This window comes from Arthrobacter antioxidans, assembly GCF_023100725.1.
In the GTDB taxonomy this organism is placed as follows: Bacteria; Actinomycetota; Actinomycetes; order Actinomycetales; family Micrococcaceae; genus Arthrobacter_D; species Arthrobacter_D antioxidans.
The window spans coordinates 1,369,124-1,389,008 of the sequence record NZ_CP095501.1; the positions used below are offsets into that span (position 1 = coordinate 1,369,124).

At 60.6% G+C, this 19,885-nt stretch carries 4 protein-coding genes and 6 rRNA genes; 9 read left to right on the plus strand and 1 reads right to left on the minus strand.

What is annotated here, in order from left to right; all coding sequences use genetic code 11:
• The first annotated feature begins 16 nt into the window (after window positions 1-16).
• The 5 genes from MWM45_RS06335 (at window position 17) to rrf (MWM45_RS06355) (ending at window position 9,808) form a co-directional block, all read left to right on the plus strand.
• Window positions 17-2,269 carry a HelD family protein gene (locus tag MWM45_RS06335; RefSeq protein ID WP_247828712.1) on the plus strand — a complete coding sequence of 751 codons (2,253 nt, stop codon included), beginning with the start codon at window positions 17-19 and terminating at the stop codon, window positions 2,267-2,269.
• Between the two features lie 12 nt (window positions 2,270-2,281).
• Complete coding sequence (tyrS, locus tag MWM45_RS06340) at window positions 2,282-3,604, plus strand: tyrosine--tRNA ligase (RefSeq protein WP_418909743.1); 1,323 nt, start codon at window positions 2,282-2,284, stop codon at window positions 3,602-3,604.
• A 566-nt stretch (window positions 3,605-4,170) separates the two neighbouring features.
• Window positions 4,171-5,704 (plus strand): 16S ribosomal RNA (locus tag MWM45_RS06345).
• 538 nt (window positions 5,705-6,242) lie between these two features.
• Window positions 6,243-9,399 (plus strand): 23S ribosomal RNA (locus MWM45_RS06350).
• A gap of 292 nt (window positions 9,400-9,691) precedes the next feature.
• Window positions 9,692-9,808: ribosomal RNA gene (rrf, locus tag MWM45_RS06355) — 5S ribosomal RNA — on the plus strand.
• The 16S, 23S and 5S rRNA genes sit together here, the layout of an rRNA operon.
• Window positions 9,809-10,715: 907 nt before the next feature.
• Here the strand turns inward: rrf (MWM45_RS06355) and MWM45_RS06360 are convergent.
• Window positions 10,716-11,999 (minus strand): SAM-dependent methyltransferase, encoded by a 1,284-nt coding sequence (locus tag MWM45_RS06360; protein WP_247828713.1) that lies wholly within the window; start codon window positions 11,997-11,999, stop codon window positions 10,716-10,718.
• A 643-nt stretch (window positions 12,000-12,642) separates the two neighbouring features.
• Between MWM45_RS06360 and MWM45_RS06365 the strand changes: the two genes are divergently transcribed.
• The 4 genes from MWM45_RS06365 to MWM45_RS06380 all read left to right on the plus strand — a co-directional run bounded on the left by MWM45_RS06365 (window position 12,643) and on the right by MWM45_RS06380 (window position 19,276).
• Window positions 12,643-14,176, plus strand: a 16S ribosomal RNA gene (locus MWM45_RS06365).
• A 538-nt stretch (window positions 14,177-14,714) separates the two neighbouring features.
• Window positions 14,715-17,871, plus strand: a 23S ribosomal RNA gene (locus MWM45_RS06370).
• A 292-nt stretch (window positions 17,872-18,163) separates the two neighbouring features.
• A 5S ribosomal RNA gene (gene rrf, locus MWM45_RS06375) occupies window positions 18,164-18,280 on the plus strand.
• A 666-nt stretch (window positions 18,281-18,946) separates the two neighbouring features.
• A complete protein-coding gene (locus MWM45_RS06380) occupies window positions 18,947-19,276 on the plus strand; it encodes a hypothetical protein (RefSeq protein ID WP_247828714.1) in 330 nt (109 codons plus the stop codon).
• Window positions 19,277-19,885: the final 609 nt, after the last annotated feature.

The window sequence follows — 19,885 nt, forward strand, 5'->3', positions numbered from 1 at the left end:
TGGAAGGAAATGTCCGATGCACGAGACGTCCCAGGCCAAGGCCGAGCTGGAGCACGAGCGCGGCTACGTCGATGGTCTGTACCACCGTCTCGATGAACTCCGTGCGGAGAAGGCCCTGCAGCTCGCCGAGGTCCGGCGCACGCAGGCGGCCGGATCCCACCAGAACAGGTCGGAGCGGGACGCCTTCGCGACGATGTACGAGGACCGCCTCGCGCAGCTCAACGCCGTCGACGACCGCCTCGTGTTCGGTCGCCTCGACCTGGACGACGGCGAAAAGCGCTATATCGGGCGCATCGGCCTGTCCGACGAGGACCTCCGGCAGCTCATGGTCGACTGGCGGGCCCCCGAAGCCGGCACGTTCTACCAGGCGACAGCCTTCGAGCGCATGGGCGTCCGCCGCCGCCGCCACCTGATCCTCGCGCGACGCGACGTCGTCGCCATCGAGGACGACGTCCTGGACGCGGACCTCCTCGGCGACGACGACTCGCTGCAGGGCGAGGGTGCCCTGCTCGCGGCACTCAACACGCGGCGCACCGGCCAGATGTCCGACATCGTGGGCACCATCCAGGCGGAGCAGGACCGCATCATCCGGGCGCCGCTGCCCGGGGTGACCGTGGTCCAGGGCGGCCCGGGCACCGGCAAGACGGCGGTCGCGCTCCACCGTGCCGCCTATCTCCTCTACACGCACCGCGACCGGCTGAAGTCCGCCGGCGTACTGCTCGTGGGTCCCACCGACGCCTTCATGAAGTACATCGAGCGCGTCCTGCCGTCCCTCGGCGAGACCGGCGTCGTCATGGCGGGTATCGGCACACTGATGCCCGGTGTCACCACCGTGCTGGAGACGGACGAGACCGCGGCGGCCCTCAAGGGCCGGCTGGAGATGGCCGAGGTCATCCGCACTGCCGTCGCGAACCGGGAGCGCGTGCCGTCGGAGAACAAGCGCCTCAATGTCGAGGGCACCATGCTGACCCTCACCCCCCGTCAGGTCTCCCGTGCGCGTGAGCGGGCCCGGGCCACCGGGAAGCCCCACAACGAAGCACGGGTCACCTTCGTCAAGATCCTCCTCCGCGAGCTCACCGAGCAGCTGCTGGACAAGCTGGAGGAGTCCTCGGGCGGCGGCAACAACGCCGACCGCTCGTACCTCGCCGAGGACGTCCGCAGCTCCCGCGACGTGCGGATCGCCCTCAACCTCGCGTGGATGCCGCTCACACCGCAGAAGCTGGTGTCCGAGCTGTTCGCACGCCCGGAGCTGCTGCGCGCAGCGGCCCCCCACCTGGACGAGGACGAACTCGCGGTCCTCGCCCGGCCCGCCGACGCCCCCTGGACCGAGGCGGATGTGCCCCTGCTGGACGAGGCCGCCGAGCTGCTCGGCGACCTCGACCCGTCGGCCGGACGCGACACCGCCGCCCGCGAGCAGGAGCAGAAGCGCGACCTCGCCAACGCGGAGCGGGCCCTGGAGAACGTCAACGCCTCGCTGGAGGACTCCGGGGTGGACGGGGTGCTGACCGCCGAGGATCTCGCGCAGCACAACGCGGTGACCGCCACCCGGCTCTCGGCCGCGGAGCGCGCCTCCGGCGACCGCACCTGGGCGTACGGGCACATCGTGGTCGACGAGGCCCAGGAACTCTCCCCGATGCAGTGGCGCCTGCTGATGCGGCGCTGCCCGCTGAAGTCCTTCACCATCGTCGGGGACATCGCGCAGACCAGCTCGGCCGCCGGCTCGAGGTCCTGGCAGCAGGCCCTCGAGCCCTTCGTGCGGGATCGCTGGCAGCTCGAGGAGCTGACGGTCAACTACCGCACCCCCGCACAGATCGCCGAGGCCGCGGTGCGCATGGCGAACGCCGCGGGTCTCGTCGTGTCCGCTCCGAAGGCGGTACGGGAGGGACGGTTCCCCCCGATCCTGGATACGGTGGACGACGCCGTGACCGCCCTGGTGCAGGCCATGCCCGAGGAACTGACGGCCATCGACGGCGGCCTGCTCGCCGTCATCGCGCCCGACCACCTGCTGCCCGCCGTCCGGCAGGCCCTGGCACCCGCCTACGGGGACCGCGTGGGCTCCGGCGCGGGCGGGCCGGGCCAGGACATCGTGGTGATCAGCCCGCGCGAGTCGAAGGGCCTGGAATTCGACGGCGTCGTGATCCTCGAGCCGCAGGAGATGCTCGACTCCGCGACGGCCAGGGTCGGTGACCTCTACGTGGCGATGACCCGCCCCACGCAGCGACTCCGCGTCATCTCGAGCGGCCGGATTCCTGCTGGTATCGCCGACTGATAATTTGGACTCGTGTCCCAGCAAACAGATATCCCGGTCAGTGGCCTCGCAGGCCAGCGCAACGATCCATCCTTCGACGGCGTCTACGACGAGCTCGTGTGGCGTGGTCTGATCCATGTCTCCACCGATGAGGGGGAGCTGAAGGAACTGCTGGGCGGCCCGTCGATCACCTTCTACTGCGGGTTCGACCCCACGGCTCCGAGCCTCCACCTCGGCAACCTGGTGCAGCTGCTGACGATGCGCCGCCTGCAGCTCGCCGGCCACCGTCCGCTCGGCCTGGTGGGCGGGTCCACAGGCCTCGTCGGCGACCCGCGGCCCACGGCGGAGCGCACCATGAACACGAAGGAGACCGTCGCCGAGTGGGTCGGCTCCCTCGAAGCCCAGGTGCGCCGCTTCCTCGACTTCGAGGGACCCAGCCCGGCGCGGATCGTGAACAACCTCGACTGGACCGGCCCGATGAGCGTCATCGACTTCCTGCGCGACGTCGGGAAGTACTTCCGGGTGGGCACCATGATCAAGAAGGAGACGGTCGCCAAGCGGCTCAACTCCGACGAGGGCATCAGCTACGCCGAGTTCAGCTACCAGATCCTGCAGGGGATGGACTTCCTGCAGCTGTTCCGCGACTACGACTGCGTGCTGCAGACCGGCGGGTCCGACCAGTGGGGCAACCTCACCAGCGGGACCGACCTGGTCCGCAAGGTCGAGGGCAGGAGTGTCCACGCCATCGGTACGCCCCTGATCACCAATGCGGACGGCACGAAGTTCGGCAAGAGCGAGGGCAACGCCATCTGGCTCGACGCCGCCATGACCAGCCCCTACGCGATGTTCCAGTTCTGGCTGAACACCTCCGACGCCGACGTGGCCCAGCGCCTGCGCATCTTCACCTTCCGCAACCGCGCGGACATCGAGGCACTCGAGCAGGCGACTGCCGAGCGACCTCATGAGCGGGCGGCGCAGCGTGCACTCGCCTACGACGTGACCGCCCTGGTGCACGGCGTCGACGCGACCGAGAAGGTCATCGCAGCGTCCGCAGCCCTCTTCGGCCAGGGTGACCTCGCCTCCCTCGACCGCGCCACCCTCGAGGCGGCGACGGCAGAACTCGATTCCGTCGCGGTCCCGCGGGACGGACTGGGGATCATCGAGCTGCTGGTGGCCTCCGGGCTGTCCGCCAGCAATTCCTCGGCCCGCCGAACCATCGGGGAGGGTGGTGCCTACGTGAACAACACGAAGATCACCGACGCCGACCACACCGTCGGCGCGGACGACCTGCTGCACGGCCGCTACCTCCTCGTGCGCCGCGGCAAGCGCAACCTGGCCATGGTCGATGTGACCTGACCCCACGCGCCTCCCGACCGACGAGCCGGCACACCCCGCGGGGGTGTGCCGGCTCTTCCCATGGCCGGGTGCTGCGACGTGCAGGTGGACACCAGGTGGATTTGGCACGGGGGCGGAGCGGCCGTATAGTTATGGAGTTGCCCCGGTGAGGGCGACCATCCCCTACAAATTCCTGTGGTTGGTTCGTGCGCTGTGAGGCGTGGTCGAATTCGACTTCTATCTGTGGTGGGTTTGTTCTTTGTCGTATTTCTTTTGCTGGTGGTTCAGGTCACGGTGAATGGATTTGACAGGGGAAAAGAAAGTGAAATAAGCTGTGAACATAACGGCGAGGGAAAGCGGGGCCGAGCGGCGTGTGAGCGTCGGGTTTCCGTGAGTAATCGGTTGTTCCTGTTGTTTGAGAACTCAATAGTGTGCCAAGTTTGTTGATACCGATTGTTTTTTGATTGGTTGAATTGGCTGGTTGTCGCGCATTTTTGTGTGTGGTGGCTGGTTTTTTTGGCTGGTTTCGAATTTTGTGCAGTGGTGTCGCCCGTTTTCCCGGGTGTCATTGTTGTGTCTGTAATGCATTTACGGAGAGTTTGATCCTGGCTCAGGATGAACGCTGGCGGCGTGCTTAACACATGCAAGTCGAACGATGAACCTCACTTGTGGGGGGATTAGTGGCGAACGGGTGAGTAACACGTGAGTAACCTGCCCTTGACTCTGGGATAAGCCTGGGAAACCGGGTCTAATACTGGATACGACCTTCTGGCGCATGCCATGTTGGTGGAAAGCTTTTGTGGTTTTGGATGGACTCGCGGCCTATCAGCTTGTTGGTGGGGTAATGGCCTACCAAGGCGACGACGGGTAGCCGGCCTGAGAGGGTGACCGGCCACACTGGGACTGAGACACGGCCCAGACTCCTACGGGAGGCAGCAGTGGGGAATATTGCACAATGGGCGCAAGCCTGATGCAGCGACGCCGCGTGAGGGATGAAGGCCTTCGGGTTGTAAACCTCTTTCAGTAGGGAAGAAGCCGGCCTTTTGGGTTGGTGACGGTACCTGCAGAAGAAGCGCCGGCTAACTACGTGCCAGCAGCCGCGGTAATACGTAGGGCGCAAGCGTTATCCGGAATTATTGGGCGTAAAGAGCTCGTAGGCGGTTTGTCGCGTCTGCCGTGAAAGTCCGGGGCTTAACTCCGGATCTGCGGTGGGTACGGGCAGACTAGAGTGCAGTAGGGGAGACTGGAATTCCTGGTGTAGCGGTGAAATGCGCAGATATCAGGAGGAACACCGATGGCGAAGGCAGGTCTCTGGGCTGTAACTGACGCTGAGGAGCGAAAGCATGGGGAGCGAACAGGATTAGATACCCTGGTAGTCCATGCCGTAAACGTTGGGCACTAGGTGTGGGGGACATTCCACGTTTTCCGCGCCGTAGCTAACGCATTAAGTGCCCCGCCTGGGGAGTACGGCCGCAAGGCTAAAACTCAAAGGAATTGACGGGGGCCCGCACAAGCGGCGGAGCATGCGGATTAATTCGATGCAACGCGAAGAACCTTACCAAGGCTTGACATGAACCGGAATGATGCAGAGATGTGTCAGCCACTTGTGGCCGGTTTACAGGTGGTGCATGGTTGTCGTCAGCTCGTGTCGTGAGATGTTGGGTTAAGTCCCGCAACGAGCGCAACCCTCGTTCCATGTTGCCAGCGGGTTATGCCGGGGACTCATGGGAGACTGCCGGGGTCAACTCGGAGGAAGGTGGGGACGACGTCAAATCATCATGCCCCTTATGTCTTGGGCTTCACGCATGCTACAATGGCCGGTACAAAGGGTTGCGATACTGTGAGGTGGAGCTAATCCCAAAAAGCCGGTCTCAGTTCGGATTGAGGTCTGCAACTCGACCTCATGAAGTTGGAGTCGCTAGTAATCGCAGATCAGCAACGCTGCGGTGAATACGTTCCCGGGCCTTGTACACACCGCCCGTCAAGTCACGAAAGTTGGTAACACCCGAAGCCGGTGGCCTAACCCCTTGTGGGAGGGAGCCGTCGAAGGTGGGACCGGCGATTGGGACTAAGTCGTAACAAGGTAGCCGTACCGGAAGGTGCGGCTGGATCACCTCCTTTCTAAGGAGCGCCTCGGATTCATGGGCCCATCCTGTGTGGTGGGTGTGTGGTTCGCAGGAGTTAGCCCATAGCGCGGGCGTTTGTTCCGCGGTGGGTGCTCATGGGTGGAATATCAATGGATAGGTGCCTGGTGGTGCCTGCTGGCTGGTGAGTACGTTCCCTTCGGGGTTCTGGAAAGCGTGGGTTGGTGGGGGTTACCGGGTTTTACTGTTTGGCACACTGTTGGGTCCTGAGATAACAGGGCCTCATGTTCTGTGTTGGTTGTGCTGTTGTCCTCGTGTCCGGGGGTGCCTGTTGTGGGTGCTGTTCGGGTGTGGGGGGGTGGTGTGGCCGGTGTGGGGGTGGGGTTCGTTGTTTCTGGTTTTCCTGCGCATGCTCTGCCTGGTCCCGGTTTCGGGGTGGGTGGGGGTGTGTTGGGGTTGTTGGTTGAGAACTGCATAGTGGACGCGAGCATCTTAAAAAGAAGCAATTTCTAAGAATAATCTGGTTCCGATCTTCGGGTCGGGCCTGGTTTTCTCGATATGTTTTTGATCTTAGTGGTCAAGTTTTTAAGGGCACACGGTGGATGCCTTGGCATCAGGAGCCGAAGAAGGACGTGGGAATCTGCGATAAGCCTGGGGGAGTTGATAACCGAACTTTGATCCCAGGATGTCCGAATGGGGAAACCCCGCCCGGCGCGCGAGTGACCGGGTGACCCGTATCTGAACACATAGGGTACGTGGAGGGAACGTGGGGAAGTGAAACATCTCAGTACCCACAGGAAGAGAAAACAATAGTGATTCCGTCAGTAGTGGCGAGCGAACGCGGATCAGGCTAAACCAGTGGTGTGTGATAGCCGGCGGGCGTTGCATCACTGGGGTTGTGGGACTTTCCGTTCCAGTTCTGCCGGACTGGTGAAATGAGTGCGTGCGTATAGGTGAACGGGTTTGAAAGCCCGGCCGGAGAGGGTGTAAGTCCCGTAACCGTAATGCGTGACGCCGTTTGGAGAGGATCCCAAGTAGCACGGGGCCCGAGAAATCCCGTGCGAATCTGCCAGGACCACCTGGTAAGCCTAAATACTCCCTGATGACCGATAGCGGACCAGTACCGTGAGGGAAAGGTGAAAAGTACCCCGGGAGGGGAGTGAAATAGTACCTGAAACCGTGTGCCTACAAACCGTCGGAGCAGACCTAGTTTCTGTGACGGCGTGCCTTTTGAAGAATGAGCCTGCGAGTTAGTGTTACGTCGCGAGGTTAACCCGTGTGGGGAAGCCGTAGCGAAAGCGAGTCTGAATAGGGCGTTGCAGTGGCGTGATCTAGACCCGAAGCGAAGTGATCTACCCATGGCCAGGTTGAAGCGACGGTAAGACGTCGTGGAGGACCGAACCCACTTCAGTTGAAAATGGAGGGGATGAGCTGTGGGTAGGGGTGAAAGGCCAATCAAACTTCGTGATAGCTGGTTCTCCCCGAAATGCATTTAGGTGCAGCGTTGCGTGTTTCTTACCGGAGGTAGAGCTACTGGATGGCTAATGGGCCCTACAAGGTTACTGACGTCAGCCAAACTCCGAATGCCGGTAAGTGAGAGCGCAGCAGTGAGACTGTGGGGGATAAGCTTCATAGTCGAGAGGGAAACAGCCCAGACCACCAACTAAGGCCCCTAAGCGTGTGCTAAGTGGGAAAGGATGTGGAGTTGCCCAGACAACCAGGAGGTTGGCTTAGAAGCAGCCACCCTTGAAAGAGTGCGTAATAGCTCACTGGTCAAGTGATTCCGCGCCGACAATGTAGCGGGGCTCAAGTACACCGCCGAAGTTGTGGCATTCACATAGATCCCAAGCCGGAGACTTGTTCTCCTGAGTTCAGGGGTGTGGATGGGTAGGGGAGCGTCGTGTGGGCAGTGAAGTCGCGGTGTAAACCAGCGGTGGAGCCCACACGAGTGAGAATGCAGGCATGAGTAGCGAAAGACGGGTGAGAAACCCGTCCGCCGAATGATCAAGGGTTCCAGGGTCAAGCTAATCTGCCCTGGGTAAGTCGGGACCTAAGGCGAGGCCGACAGGCGTAGTCGATGGACAACGGGTTGATATTCCCGTACCGGCGAAAAACCGCCAATACTGATCGAGGGATACTAACCGCCAGAAGCATGACCGCCCACCCTTGTGGTGACGTGGTTTTTTGTGGATCGCGGGACCTGATCTCGGGAGGTAAGCGTATTAACAGGTGTGACGCAGGAAGGTAGCCAAGCCGGGCGATGGTTGTCCCGGTCTAAGGATGTAGGGCAGGACGTAGGCAAATCCGCGTCCTTGTGTTCGATCACGAGTCTGAGATCTGATGGGACCCCCGTATGGGGGAATTTGGTGATCCTATGCTGCCGAGAAAAGCATCGGCGCGAGGTTTTAGCCGCCCGTACCCCAAACCGACACAGGTGATCAGGTAGAGAATACTAAGGCGATCGAGAGAATTATGGTTAAGGAACTCGGCAAAATGCCCCCGTAACTTCGGGAGAAGGGGGGCCCCAACCGTGATGGCGACTAGCTTGCCGGAGCGGATCAGGGCCGCAGAGACCAGGGGGAAGCGACTGTTTACTAAAAACACAGGTCCGTGCGAAGTCGCAAGACGATGTATACGGACTGACTCCTGCCCGGTGCTGGAAGGTTAAGAGGACCGGTTAGTTTCACGCTTGCGTGGGACGAAGCTGGGAATTTAAGCCCCAGTAAACGGCGGTGGTAACTATAACCATCCTAAGGTAGCGAAATTCCTTGTCGGGTAAGTTCCGACCTGCACGAATGGAGTAACGACTTCCCCGCTGTCTCAACCATAAACTCGGCGAAATTGCAGTACGAGTAAAGATGCTCGTTACGCGCAGCAGGACGGAAAGACCCCGAGACCTTCACTATAGTTTGGTATTGGTGTTCGGTGTGGCTTGTGTAGGATAGGTGGGAGACTGTGAAGCGTGGACGCCAGTTCACGTGGAGTCATCGTTGAAATACCACTCTGGTCACTCTGGATATCTAACTTCGGCCCGTAATCCGGGTCAGGGACAGTGCCTGATGGGTAGTTTAACTGGGGCGGTTGCCTCCTAAAAAGTAACGGAGGCGCCCAAAGGTTCCCTCAGCCTGGTTGGCAATCAGGTGGCGAGTGTAAGTGCACAAGGGAGCTTGACTGTGAGAGAGACATCTCAAGCAGGGACGAAAGTCGGGACTAGTGATCCGGCGGCACATTGTGGAATGGCCGTCGCTCAACGGATAAAAGGTACCTCGGGGATAACAGGCTGATCTTGCCCAAGAGTCCATATCGACGGCATGGTTTGGCACCTCGATGTCGGCTCGTCGCATCCTGGGGCTGGAGTAGGTCCCAAGGGTTGGGCTGTTCGCCCATTAAAGCGGTACGCGAGCTGGGTTTAGAACGTCGTGAGACAGTTCGGTCCCTATCCGCTGCGCGCGCAGGAAATTTGAGAAGGGCTGTCCTTAGTACGAGAGGACCGGGACGGACGAACCTCTGGTGTGTCAGTTGTACTGCCAAGTGCACCGCTGATTAGCTACGTTCGGATGGGATAACCGCTGAAAGCATCTAAGCGGGAAGCCTGCTTCAAGATGAGATTTCCATACACCTAGAGTGTGAGAGGCCCCCAGCCAGACCACTGGGTTGATAGGCCGGATGTGGAAGCAGGGACGAAAGACCTGCGAAGCTGACCGGTACTAATAAGCCGATAACTTACACCACACACCCACCCCCACCAGAAAACACGGGTGTTCCCGGGCAACCAGGAACCCCCCGACCCCCACGGTGACCCATGGGGAGGGTGAAGATCATATGCTACGCGTCCACTATGCGGTTCCCAACCAACAACAGGAACCACCCATAAACACCAGGAAACCCCCACCACGGGTCTCTTTCCCGGTCACACCGTTACATCCAGCACGACACGATGTAACCCACAAATTTACCGGCACCCACCACCCCCGCCCACAAGGCACCAGGGGAACACGGCACGGGTGCGCCAGGTAGCAAGGGTTACGGCGGTCATAGCGTGGGGGAAACGCCCGGTCCCATTCCGAACCCGGAAGCTAAGACCCACAGCGCCGATGGTACTGCACCCGAGAGAGTGTGGGAGAGTAGGACACCGCCGGACAACCATTACAGGAAGGCCCCACCACGGTGGGGCCTTCCCACGTTAACCACCCCCACCCCACCAAGCACCAGACACCAGGTAGCCCCGAGCACCCAACGGGGTGGAGCGTCCACTCGTTACGACTGCATCCTCCACCCAACCGCCCCGCCCCTCAGGCCCCCGCCGCCGGCACCCTCACCGACCGCGTCCCTGGCCCGCCCACCAGGCCTCCTGCACGGTGTTTCCGATCCTGTCATCGAGTCCCATGATGCTCCCCTAGGGTGTGCGTCAGTGGTAGTGCAGTCGAGGCGGTGGCCGATGGCCGAGGGCAGGCAGTCCCGCAGGGCCACGACACGTCGACGCGGCCGGTGCGACGGAGCTGCAGCTGCAGCCGGAACTGACCTGCGCTGTCGGTGTATGGCGAATCAGGTCGTGATCCCGTGAGAACGGGTCCGTCCAGATTGATCCCCACCGTCGGCACGGGCAGGTTCGTTGCCTCCGACTCCGCCCCGGTGGACCTGGACCGCCGTGGAGCTCTCGCCACCGTGTTCTCCTCGACAGCAGGCAGGCTGGTGCCGGCGAATGCGGCCCTGGTCCTTGCCCGCCAGGCCGAGAATGTCGGCACCGCGCCCGATGGAGAGGAGACCACCCGGGGTGCACGAGGACGGACACGACCGCGTCGTAGTCCTGCGCACCAAGAAGTCCCTCACCTTCGATGCGTTGCTGGCCCCGATGAACTCAGGGAACGCACCGGCATCGAGGTGCCGAAGGCAAGGGCTGTGACACCCTCGCCGGATAGATCACCGATGAACTCGACCGATCCCTGAACCCGGCGACAAGGTTGCCCTCAGCGACGGCGTCCTCCGCGTGCACGCGGAGAATTCTGGTGGCCGAAGGTTCACTCGGCCCTCCGCCCGCACGATCGCCTTCACATCCACTCGCGGCGCCGCAATGGGGAATGCTCTCCTCCCGGACGCTGCACCAGTACCTGATTCACGCCGTTCAGCCCCCGCTCGAACCCGAGCGCGCTCGACGCCATATACAGCCGCCATACCCGGGCCCGTCCCTCGCTCGTGAGACGCACCGCCTCGTCCCAGTTCTCCTCGAGGTTGCGTACCCAGGCCCGAAGCGTCAGCGCGTAGTGCCGGCGCAGCGCTTCGACGTCGAGCACTTCCAGTCCCGACGCTTCGAGCGCCCCGATCATGACGGTCAGGCTGAGCATCTCTCCGTCGGGAAAGACGTAGCGGGGGATGAAGGAGTCCGGATCCGGGGGCATCTCACCCGCGTTCCAGGAAATCGCGTGATTGAGGAGGCGCCCGCCGGGAGGCAGCAGGCTGTACAGCTTGGACGCGTAGTCGTTGATCTGGCTTTCGCCGACGTGTTCGGCCATGCCGATCGAGCTGATCGCGTCGAACGGGCCGTCGTGGACATCGCGGTAGTCCTGAACCCGGATCTCGATACGGTCGGCAAGACCGGCGTCGCACACTCGCTTACGGGCGAAGTCCGCCTGCTCTTTCGAGAGGGTGACACCGACGACGTCGACTCCGTAGTTCTGCGCTGCGTGCAGCGCAAAGCTGCCCCAGCCGCAGCCCACATCCAGCACCCGCAGACCGGGCCGAAGGCCGAGCTTGCGGCAGACCAGGTCGAGTTTCGTTTCCTGGGCCGCGTCCAAGCCGATGGTCTCGTCCTCCCAGACAGCGCAGGAGTACACCATCGACCGTCCGAGCACGAGCGCATAGAACTCGTTGCCCACGTCGTAATGGTGCGAGATCGCCGCAGCGTCCCGCTCCTTGGAATGCTTCCGCCCCCATCGGGTCACGTTCATCTCCTCGGGCGGCGGCGCGGGCGGAAGCCCCAGCGCTCCCACGAGAACGGCCGTCCGGACCAGCCTCATGCGTTCACCGAGGGTCGGTGGGCGGAAAGCCTTCAGCTCGGCGAACTTGCCCACCGAGCTGAGCGCCGAGAAGCCTTCGAAGAGGTTGCCGCCCCCGTCGATATCCCCTGCAACGTACGCACGGCTCAACCCGAGCTGATTCGGGGACCACAGCATTCGCCGTAATCCCCGCCGGGAGCGGAACTCGATCACAGGGGCATCGACCGGGCCTGCTTCCGACCCGTCCCACGCCCGGAGCCTCAGCGGGATCTCCTCGGTGCCCAGAACGATCCCCAAGGCTTCGGCCAACCGCGGCGCCACTCCTATGTTCCTGACCATGCACCCTGTCTACTACGACTCGGTCATGCGGACCAGAGCCCGTACGGCGTCGGATGATTCGCGGGCGGCCGCCGTCGTCCTGAGGTCGGCCCCTCCCCGGGTGGTCGCAGGCGGCCACTGTCCGTGGCGCGAGGGCCGGGCATCGGCGCCGGCGCTGCGGGTGCTTCAGGCGAGGGCAGGGGTGGGTTTGTGATGGGGGCGGGAGGGTTGTATAGTTATGGAGTTGCCCCGGTGAGGGCGACAAACCCCCCAACTGAATGAAGCGGTTCGGACACGTGTTCCATGTGCCAGATCCCGCTTCACTTGGTGTCCTCGGAAAACATTTCCATTCGAGGTCGCGGTGCTGGTCTAACAGCCAGCCGGGACCGAGCGGATTTGCGGTTACGGGGTGGGTGCGGGTAAGCTTTGAAAGTTGCTCCGGAGCGAGGACATGATGGTTTGGTCGTGTTTGGTGCCGGTTGTTCCTGTTGTTTGAGAACTCAATAGTGTGCCAAGTTTGTTGATACCGATTGTTTTTTGATTGGTTGAATTGGCTGGTCGTCGTGCACGGTTGTGTGTGGTGGCTGGTTTTTTTGGCTGGTTTCGAATTTTGTGCAGTGGTGTCGCCCGTTTTCCCGGGTGTCATTGTTGTGTCTGTAATGCATTTACGGAGAGTTTGATCCTGGCTCAGGATGAACGCTGGCGGCGTGCTTAACACATGCAAGTCGAACGATGAACCTCACTTGTGGGGGGATTAGTGGCGAACGGGTGAGTAACACGTGAGTAACCTGCCCTTGACTCTGGGATAAGCCTGGGAAACCGGGTCTAATACTGGATACGACCTTCTGGCGCATGCCATGTTGGTGGAAAGCTTTTGTGGTTTTGGATGGACTCGCGGCCTATCAGCTTGTTGGTGGGGTAATGGCCTACCAAGGCGACGACGGGTAGCCGGCCTGAGAGGGTGACCGGCCACACTGGGACTGAGACACGGCCCAGACTCCTACGGGAGGCAGCAGTGGGGAATATTGCACAATGGGCGCAAGCCTGATGCAGCGACGCCGCGTGAGGGATGAAGGCCTTCGGGTTGTAAACCTCTTTCAGTAGGGAAGAAGCCGGCCTTTTGGGTTGGTGACGGTACCTGCAGAAGAAGCGCCGGCTAACTACGTGCCAGCAGCCGCGGTAATACGTAGGGCGCAAGCGTTATCCGGAATTATTGGGCGTAAAGAGCTCGTAGGCGGTTTGTCGCGTCTGCCGTGAAAGTCCGGGGCTTAACTCCGGATCTGCGGTGGGTACGGGCAGACTAGAGTGCAGTAGGGGAGACTGGAATTCCTGGTGTAGCGGTGAAATGCGCAGATATCAGGAGGAACACCGATGGCGAAGGCAGGTCTCTGGGCTGTAACTGACGCTGAGGAGCGAAAGCATGGGGAGCGAACAGGATTAGATACCCTGGTAGTCCATGCCGTAAACGTTGGGCACTAGGTGTGGGGGACATTCCACGTTTTCCGCGCCGTAGCTAACGCATTAAGTGCCCCGCCTGGGGAGTACGGCCGCAAGGCTAAAACTCAAAGGAATTGACGGGGGCCCGCACAAGCGGCGGAGCATGCGGATTAATTCGATGCAACGCGAAGAACCTTACCAAGGCTTGACATGAACCGGAATGATGCAGAGATGTGTCAGCCACTTGTGGCCGGTTTACAGGTGGTGCATGGTTGTCGTCAGCTCGTGTCGTGAGATGTTGGGTTAAGTCCCGCAACGAGCGCAACCCTCGTTCCATGTTGCCAGCGGGTTATGCCGGGGACTCATGGGAGACTGCCGGGGTCAACTCGGAGGAAGGTGGGGACGACGTCAAATCATCATGCCCCTTATGTCTTGGGCTTCACGCATGCTACAATGGCCGGTACAAAGGGTTGCGATACTGTGAGGTGGAGCTAATCCCAAAAAGCCGGTCTCAGTTCGGATTGAGGTCTGCAACTCGACCTCATGAAGTTGGAGTCGCTAGTAATCGCAGATCAGCAACGCTGCGGTGAATACGTTCCCGGGCCTTGTACACACCGCCCGTCAAGTCACGAAAGTTGGTAACACCCGAAGCCGGTGGCCTAACCCCTTGTGGGAGGGAGCCGTCGAAGGTGGGACCGGCGATTGGGACTAAGTCGTAACAAGGTAGCCGTACCGGAAGGTGCGGCTGGATCACCTCCTTTCTAAGGAGCGCCTCGGATTCATGGGCCCATCCTGTGTGGTGGGTGTGTGGTTCGCAGGAGTTAGCCCATAGCGCGGGCGTTTGTTCCGCGGTGGGTGCTCATGGGTGGAATATCAATGGATAGGTGCCTGGTGGTGCCTGCTGGCTGGTGAGTACGTTCCCTTCGGGGTTCTGGAAAGCGTGGGTTGGTGGGGGTTACCGGGTTTTACTGTTTGGCACACTGTTGGGTCCTGAGATAACAGGGCCTCATGTTCTGTGTTGGTTGTGCTGTTGTCCTCGTGTCCGGGGGTGCCTGTTGTGGGTGCTGTTCGGGTGTGGGGGGGTGGTGTGGCCGGTGTGGGGGTGGGGTTCGTTGTTTCTGGTTTTCCTGCGCATGCTCTGCCTGGTCCCGGTTTCGGGGTGGGTGGGGGTGTGTTGGGGTTGTTGGTTGAGAACTGCATAGTGGACGCGAGCATCTTAAAAAGAAGCAATTTCTAAGAATAATCTGGTTCCGATCTTCGGGTCGGGCCTGGTTTTCTCGATATGTTTTTGATCTTAGTGGTCAAGTTTTTAAGGGCACACGGTGGATGCCTTGGCATCAGGAGCCGAAGAAGGACGTGGGAATCTGCGATAAGCCTGGGGGAGTTGATAACCGAACTTTGATCCCAGGATGTCCGAATGGGGAAACCCCGCCCGGCGCGCGAGTGACCGGGTGACCCGTATCTGAACACATAGGGTACGTGGAGGGAACGTGGGGAAGTGAAACATCTCAGTACCCACAGGAAGAGAAAACAATAGTGATTCCGTCAGTAGTGGCGAGCGAACGCGGATCAGGCTAAACCAGTGGTGTGTGATAGCCGGCGGGCGTTGCATCACTGGGGTTGTGGGACTTTCCGTTCCAGTTCTGCCGGACTGGTGAAATGAGTGCGTGCGTATAGGTGAACGGGTTTGAAAGCCCGGCCGGAGAGGGTGTAAGTCCCGTAACCGTAATGCGTGACGCCGTTTGGAGAGGATCCCAAGTAGCACGGGGCCCGAGAAATCCCGTGCGAATCTGCCAGGACCACCTGGTAAGCCTAAATACTCCCTGATGACCGATAGCGGACCAGTACCGTGAGGGAAAGGTGAAAAGTACCCCGGGAGGGGAGTGAAATAGTACCTGAAACCGTGTGCCTACAAACCGTCGGAGCAGACCTAGTTTCTGTGACGGCGTGCCTTTTGAAGAATGAGCCTGCGAGTTAGTGTTACGTCGCGAGGTTAACCCGTGTGGGGAAGCCGTAGCGAAAGCGAGTCTGAATAGGGCGTTGCAGTGGCGTGATCTAGACCCGAAGCGAAGTGATCTACCCATGGCCAGGTTGAAGCGACGGTAAGACGTCGTGGAGGACCGAACCCACTTCAGTTGAAAATGGAGGGGATGAGCTGTGGGTAGGGGTGAAAGGCCAATCAAACTTCGTGATAGCTGGTTCTCCCCGAAATGCATTTAGGTGCAGCGTTGCGTGTTTCTTACCGGAGGTAGAGCTACTGGATGGCTAATGGGCCCTACAAGGTTACTGACGTCAGCCAAACTCCGAATGCCGGTAAGTGAGAGCGCAGCAGTGAGACTGTGGGGGATAAGCTTCATAGTCGAGAGGGAAACAGCCCAGACCACCAACTAAGGCCCCTAAGCGTGTGCTAAGTGGGAAAGGATGTGGAGTTGCCCAGACAACCAGGAGGTTGGCTTAGAAGCAGCCACCCTTGAAAGAGTGCGTAATAGCTCACTGGTCAAGTGATTCCGCGCCGACAATGTAGCGGGGCTCAAGTACACCGCCGAAGTTGTGGCATTCACATAGATCCCAAGCCGGAGACTTGTTCTCCTGAGTTCAGGGGTGTGGATGGGTAGGGGAGCGTCGTGTGGGCAGTGAAGTCGCGGTGTAAACCAGCGGTGGAGCCCACACGAGTGAGAATGCAGGCATGAGTAGCGAAAGACGGGTGAGAAACCCGTCCGCCGAATGATCAAGGGTTCCAGGGTCAAGCTAATCTGCCCTGGGTAAGTCGGGACCTAAGGCGAGGCCGACAGGCGTAGTCGATGGACAACGGGTTGATATTCCCGTACCGGCGAAAAACCGCCAATACTGATCGAGGGATACTAACCGCCAGAAGCATGACCGCCCACCCTTGTGGTGACGTGGTTTTTTGTGGATCGCGGGACCTGATCTCGGGAGGTAAGCGTATTAACAGGTGTGACGCAGGAAGGTAGCCAAGCCGGGCGATGGTTGTCCCGGTCTAAGGATGTAGGGCAGGACGTAGGCAAATCCGCGTCCTTGTGTTCGATCACGAGTCTGAGATCTGATGGGACCCCCGTATGGGGGAATTTGGTGATCCTATGCTGCCGAGAAAAGCATCGGCGCGAGGTTTTAGCCGCCCGTACCCCAAACCGACACAGGTGATCAGGTAGAGAATACTAAGGCGATCGAGAGAATTATGGTTAAGGAACTCGGCAAAATGCCCCCGTAACTTCGGGAGAAGGGGGGCCCCAACCGTGATGGCGACTAGCTTGCCGGAGCGGATCAGGGCCGCAGAGACCAGGGGGAAGCGACTGTTTACTAAAAACACAGGTCCGTGCGAAGTCGCAAGACGATGTATACGGACTGACTCCTGCCCGGTGCTGGAAGGTTAAGAGGACCGGTTAGTTTCACGCTTGCGTGGGACGAAGCTGGGAATTTAAGCCCCAGTAAACGGCGGTGGTAACTATAACCATCCTAAGGTAGCGAAATTCCTTGTCGGGTAAGTTCCGACCTGCACGAATGGAGTAACGACTTCCCCGCTGTCTCAACCATAAACTCGGCGAAATTGCAGTACGAGTAAAGATGCTCGTTACGCGCAGCAGGACGGAAAGACCCCGAGACCTTCACTATAGTTTGGTATTGGTGTTCGGTGTGGCTTGTGTAGGATAGGTGGGAGACTGTGAAGCGTGGACGCCAGTTCACGTGGAGTCATCGTTGAAATACCACTCTGGTCACTCTGGATATCTAACTTCGGCCCGTAATCCGGGTCAGGGACAGTGCCTGATGGGTAGTTTAACTGGGGCGGTTGCCTCCTAAAAAGTAACGGAGGCGCCCAAAGGTTCCCTCAGCCTGGTTGGCAATCAGGTGGCGAGTGTAAGTGCACAAGGGAGCTTGACTGTGAGAGAGACATCTCAAGCAGGGACGAAAGTCGGGACTAGTGATCCGGCGGCACATTGTGGAATGGCCGTCGCTCAACGGATAAAAGGTACCTCGGGGATAACAGGCTGATCTTGCCCAAGAGTCCATATCGACGGCATGGTTTGGCACCTCGATGTCGGCTCGTCGCATCCTGGGGCTGGAGTAGGTCCCAAGGGTTGGGCTGTTCGCCCATTAAAGCGGTACGCGAGCTGGGTTTAGAACGTCGTGAGACAGTTCGGTCCCTATCCGCTGCGCGCGCAGGAAATTTGAGAAGGGCTGTCCTTAGTACGAGAGGACCGGGACGGACGAACCTCTGGTGTGTCAGTTGTACTGCCAAGTGCACCGCTGATTAGCTACGTTCGGATGGGATAACCGCTGAAAGCATCTAAGCGGGAAGCCTGCTTCAAGATGAGATTTCCATACACCTAGAGTGTGAGAGGCCCCCAGCCAGACCACTGGGTTGATAGGCCGGATGTGGAAGCAGGGACGAAAGACCTGCGAAGCTGACCGGTACTAATAAGCCGATAACTTACACCACACACCCACCCCCACCAGAAAACACGGGTGTTCCCGGGCAACCAGGAACCCCCCGACCCCCACGGTGACCCATGGGGAGGGTGAAGATCATATGCTACGCGTCCACTATGCGGTTCCCAACCAACAACAGGAACCACCCATAAACACCAGGAAACCCCCACCACGGGTCTCTTTCCCGGTCACACCGTTACATCCAGCACGACACGATGTAACCCACAAATTTACCGGCACCCACCACCCCCGCCCACAAGGCACCAGGGGAACACGGCACGGGTGCGCCAGGTAGCAAGGGTTACGGCGGTCATAGCGTGGGGGAAACGCCCGGTCCCATTCCGAACCCGGAAGCTAAGACCCACAGCGCCGATGGTACTGCACCCGAGAGAGTGTGGGAGAGTAGGACACCGCCGGACAACCATTACAGGAAGGCCCCACCACGGTGGGGCCTTCCCACGTTAACCACCCCCACCCCACCCCGACCAGCGTGCAATTGCCCGAGCGCCCGCACGAGCTGGGGCTCGAGGCTTCCCGGAGGACGGAAGTTCACACACTGACCATCCCGGCCCAAGGAAGCTCGACATGCTCGAGCTTCCTTGGGCGGCTTCTGATCCGACGACGTCCTGCCGGCTGTACGAGCTCGGTCTGGGAGCTGTTGGCACCACCCTGACTGGAAGGGCGCGGTGCTGGAATGCTGTGTCCCCAGCTGAGGGGTGGCCTTCAGGGTTCATCGGGTCCAGGACCGCCGTGTCCCAGGCGCTTCCGGGCGCGGCTCCGGTCGTGGACCGGTTCCCTGGTGTCGGGCTCGCCCGCGACGGGCTGGATAGGTGCCGGCAGCGCATCCGTCAGGGGCAGAATCGGCCGGGGCTCGAACAAGGCGCCGGCGTCGTCCTCGCATTCCTCGACCGCCCCGGCGTCGGCAACAGTCCCACGACAGCGATCGACGGGAGCCTCGAGCACCTCGGCGTTCTGCCCTCGGCTCGCAGGACCTCATCCACGACGTCGCCCCGATCGCTGCTGGAATCAGGCGGCTCCTGACCCCACCTGAGGTAGTGCTACCGCTGCTGACGCAAACTCGGGTTTTGATGAACATTGAGGGATGCGGGCTACATGGCCTTCCCTCTGACTGCATTCCCGGTGCACGAGGGGCGCGGTTCAAAGGTTGCCGGGGAACGGGTTTTCAACTGGACTTCGACGAGAAGGTGTCCGATCAGTTCATCGCCGCGTGCGATGAGGCGGCCGCAGTGCTGAGCGAGCAGCACGGATCGCGAGCGTCGGTTGCGGGGGAGGCGCGGGACGCGTTGCGTCTTCTGCCTGACAGCACCCCGATTGAGGACCACCCTCTGCTTGCGACCGACAGCCAGGACGATAGGAAGCTGCTTGAAGATGCACTTCGAGAGGCCATGAACTGATTCGAGCACGATGTGCTGTTGCAGTTCTGGTACTGCTGAGCCTCGCCGGGTGCGCACGCGATTCGTCGGCGGTGCCGACGCTCACGAGTTCAACGGAAGGGGACACGTCCGCGGCGAAAGAGTTGACCTGGCAGCAAGCCAAGGCACGAACACAGGCTATTGAACTGGAAATCACCACCTCGATCCCCACGGGCAAAGTGGCCGAGGTCGATCAGATGACGACCGGTATTCTGCTCGATTGTGTCGATCCCTTGGTCAATTGGAACGGGGCGACCACTGTCCCTTCGAGTGTGGGGACGGAGCCGGAGCCTCTCGTCAGGGCGCTTGAAGCGACGTACCAGGACAACCCGGTTCGACATCAGGACGCGTACCGCTGCGGCGGGACACTACGAAGTCCAGTCGCGTTCTCCGGACAGTGCAGAGATCCACCTCATCGGAGCGGGATGGGATCCCGATACGATTCGTATTGCTTCCGGTTCTGAATGCTTCACGTTGCCTGAGGGCGAGTTCATCGGTGGGGATCTCTAGGAATCCCGAAGGGGCCGGCCGGCCTGGCGGAGCTGGTGCAGCAGGACATTGACGGCCGGTCCGGGAAAGCCTGGGCCGCGG

Bases quoted from the DNA above. Each gene is read 5' to 3' on its own strand.
- MWM45_RS06335 (WP_247828712.1), top strand. From the start codon at position 17: ATGCACGAGACGTCCCAGGCCAAGGCCGAGCTGGAGCACGAGCGCGGC.
- MWM45_RS06360 (WP_247828713.1), bottom strand. From the start codon at position 11,999: ATGGTCAGGAACATAGGAGTGGCGCCGCGGTTGGCCGAAGCCTTGGGG.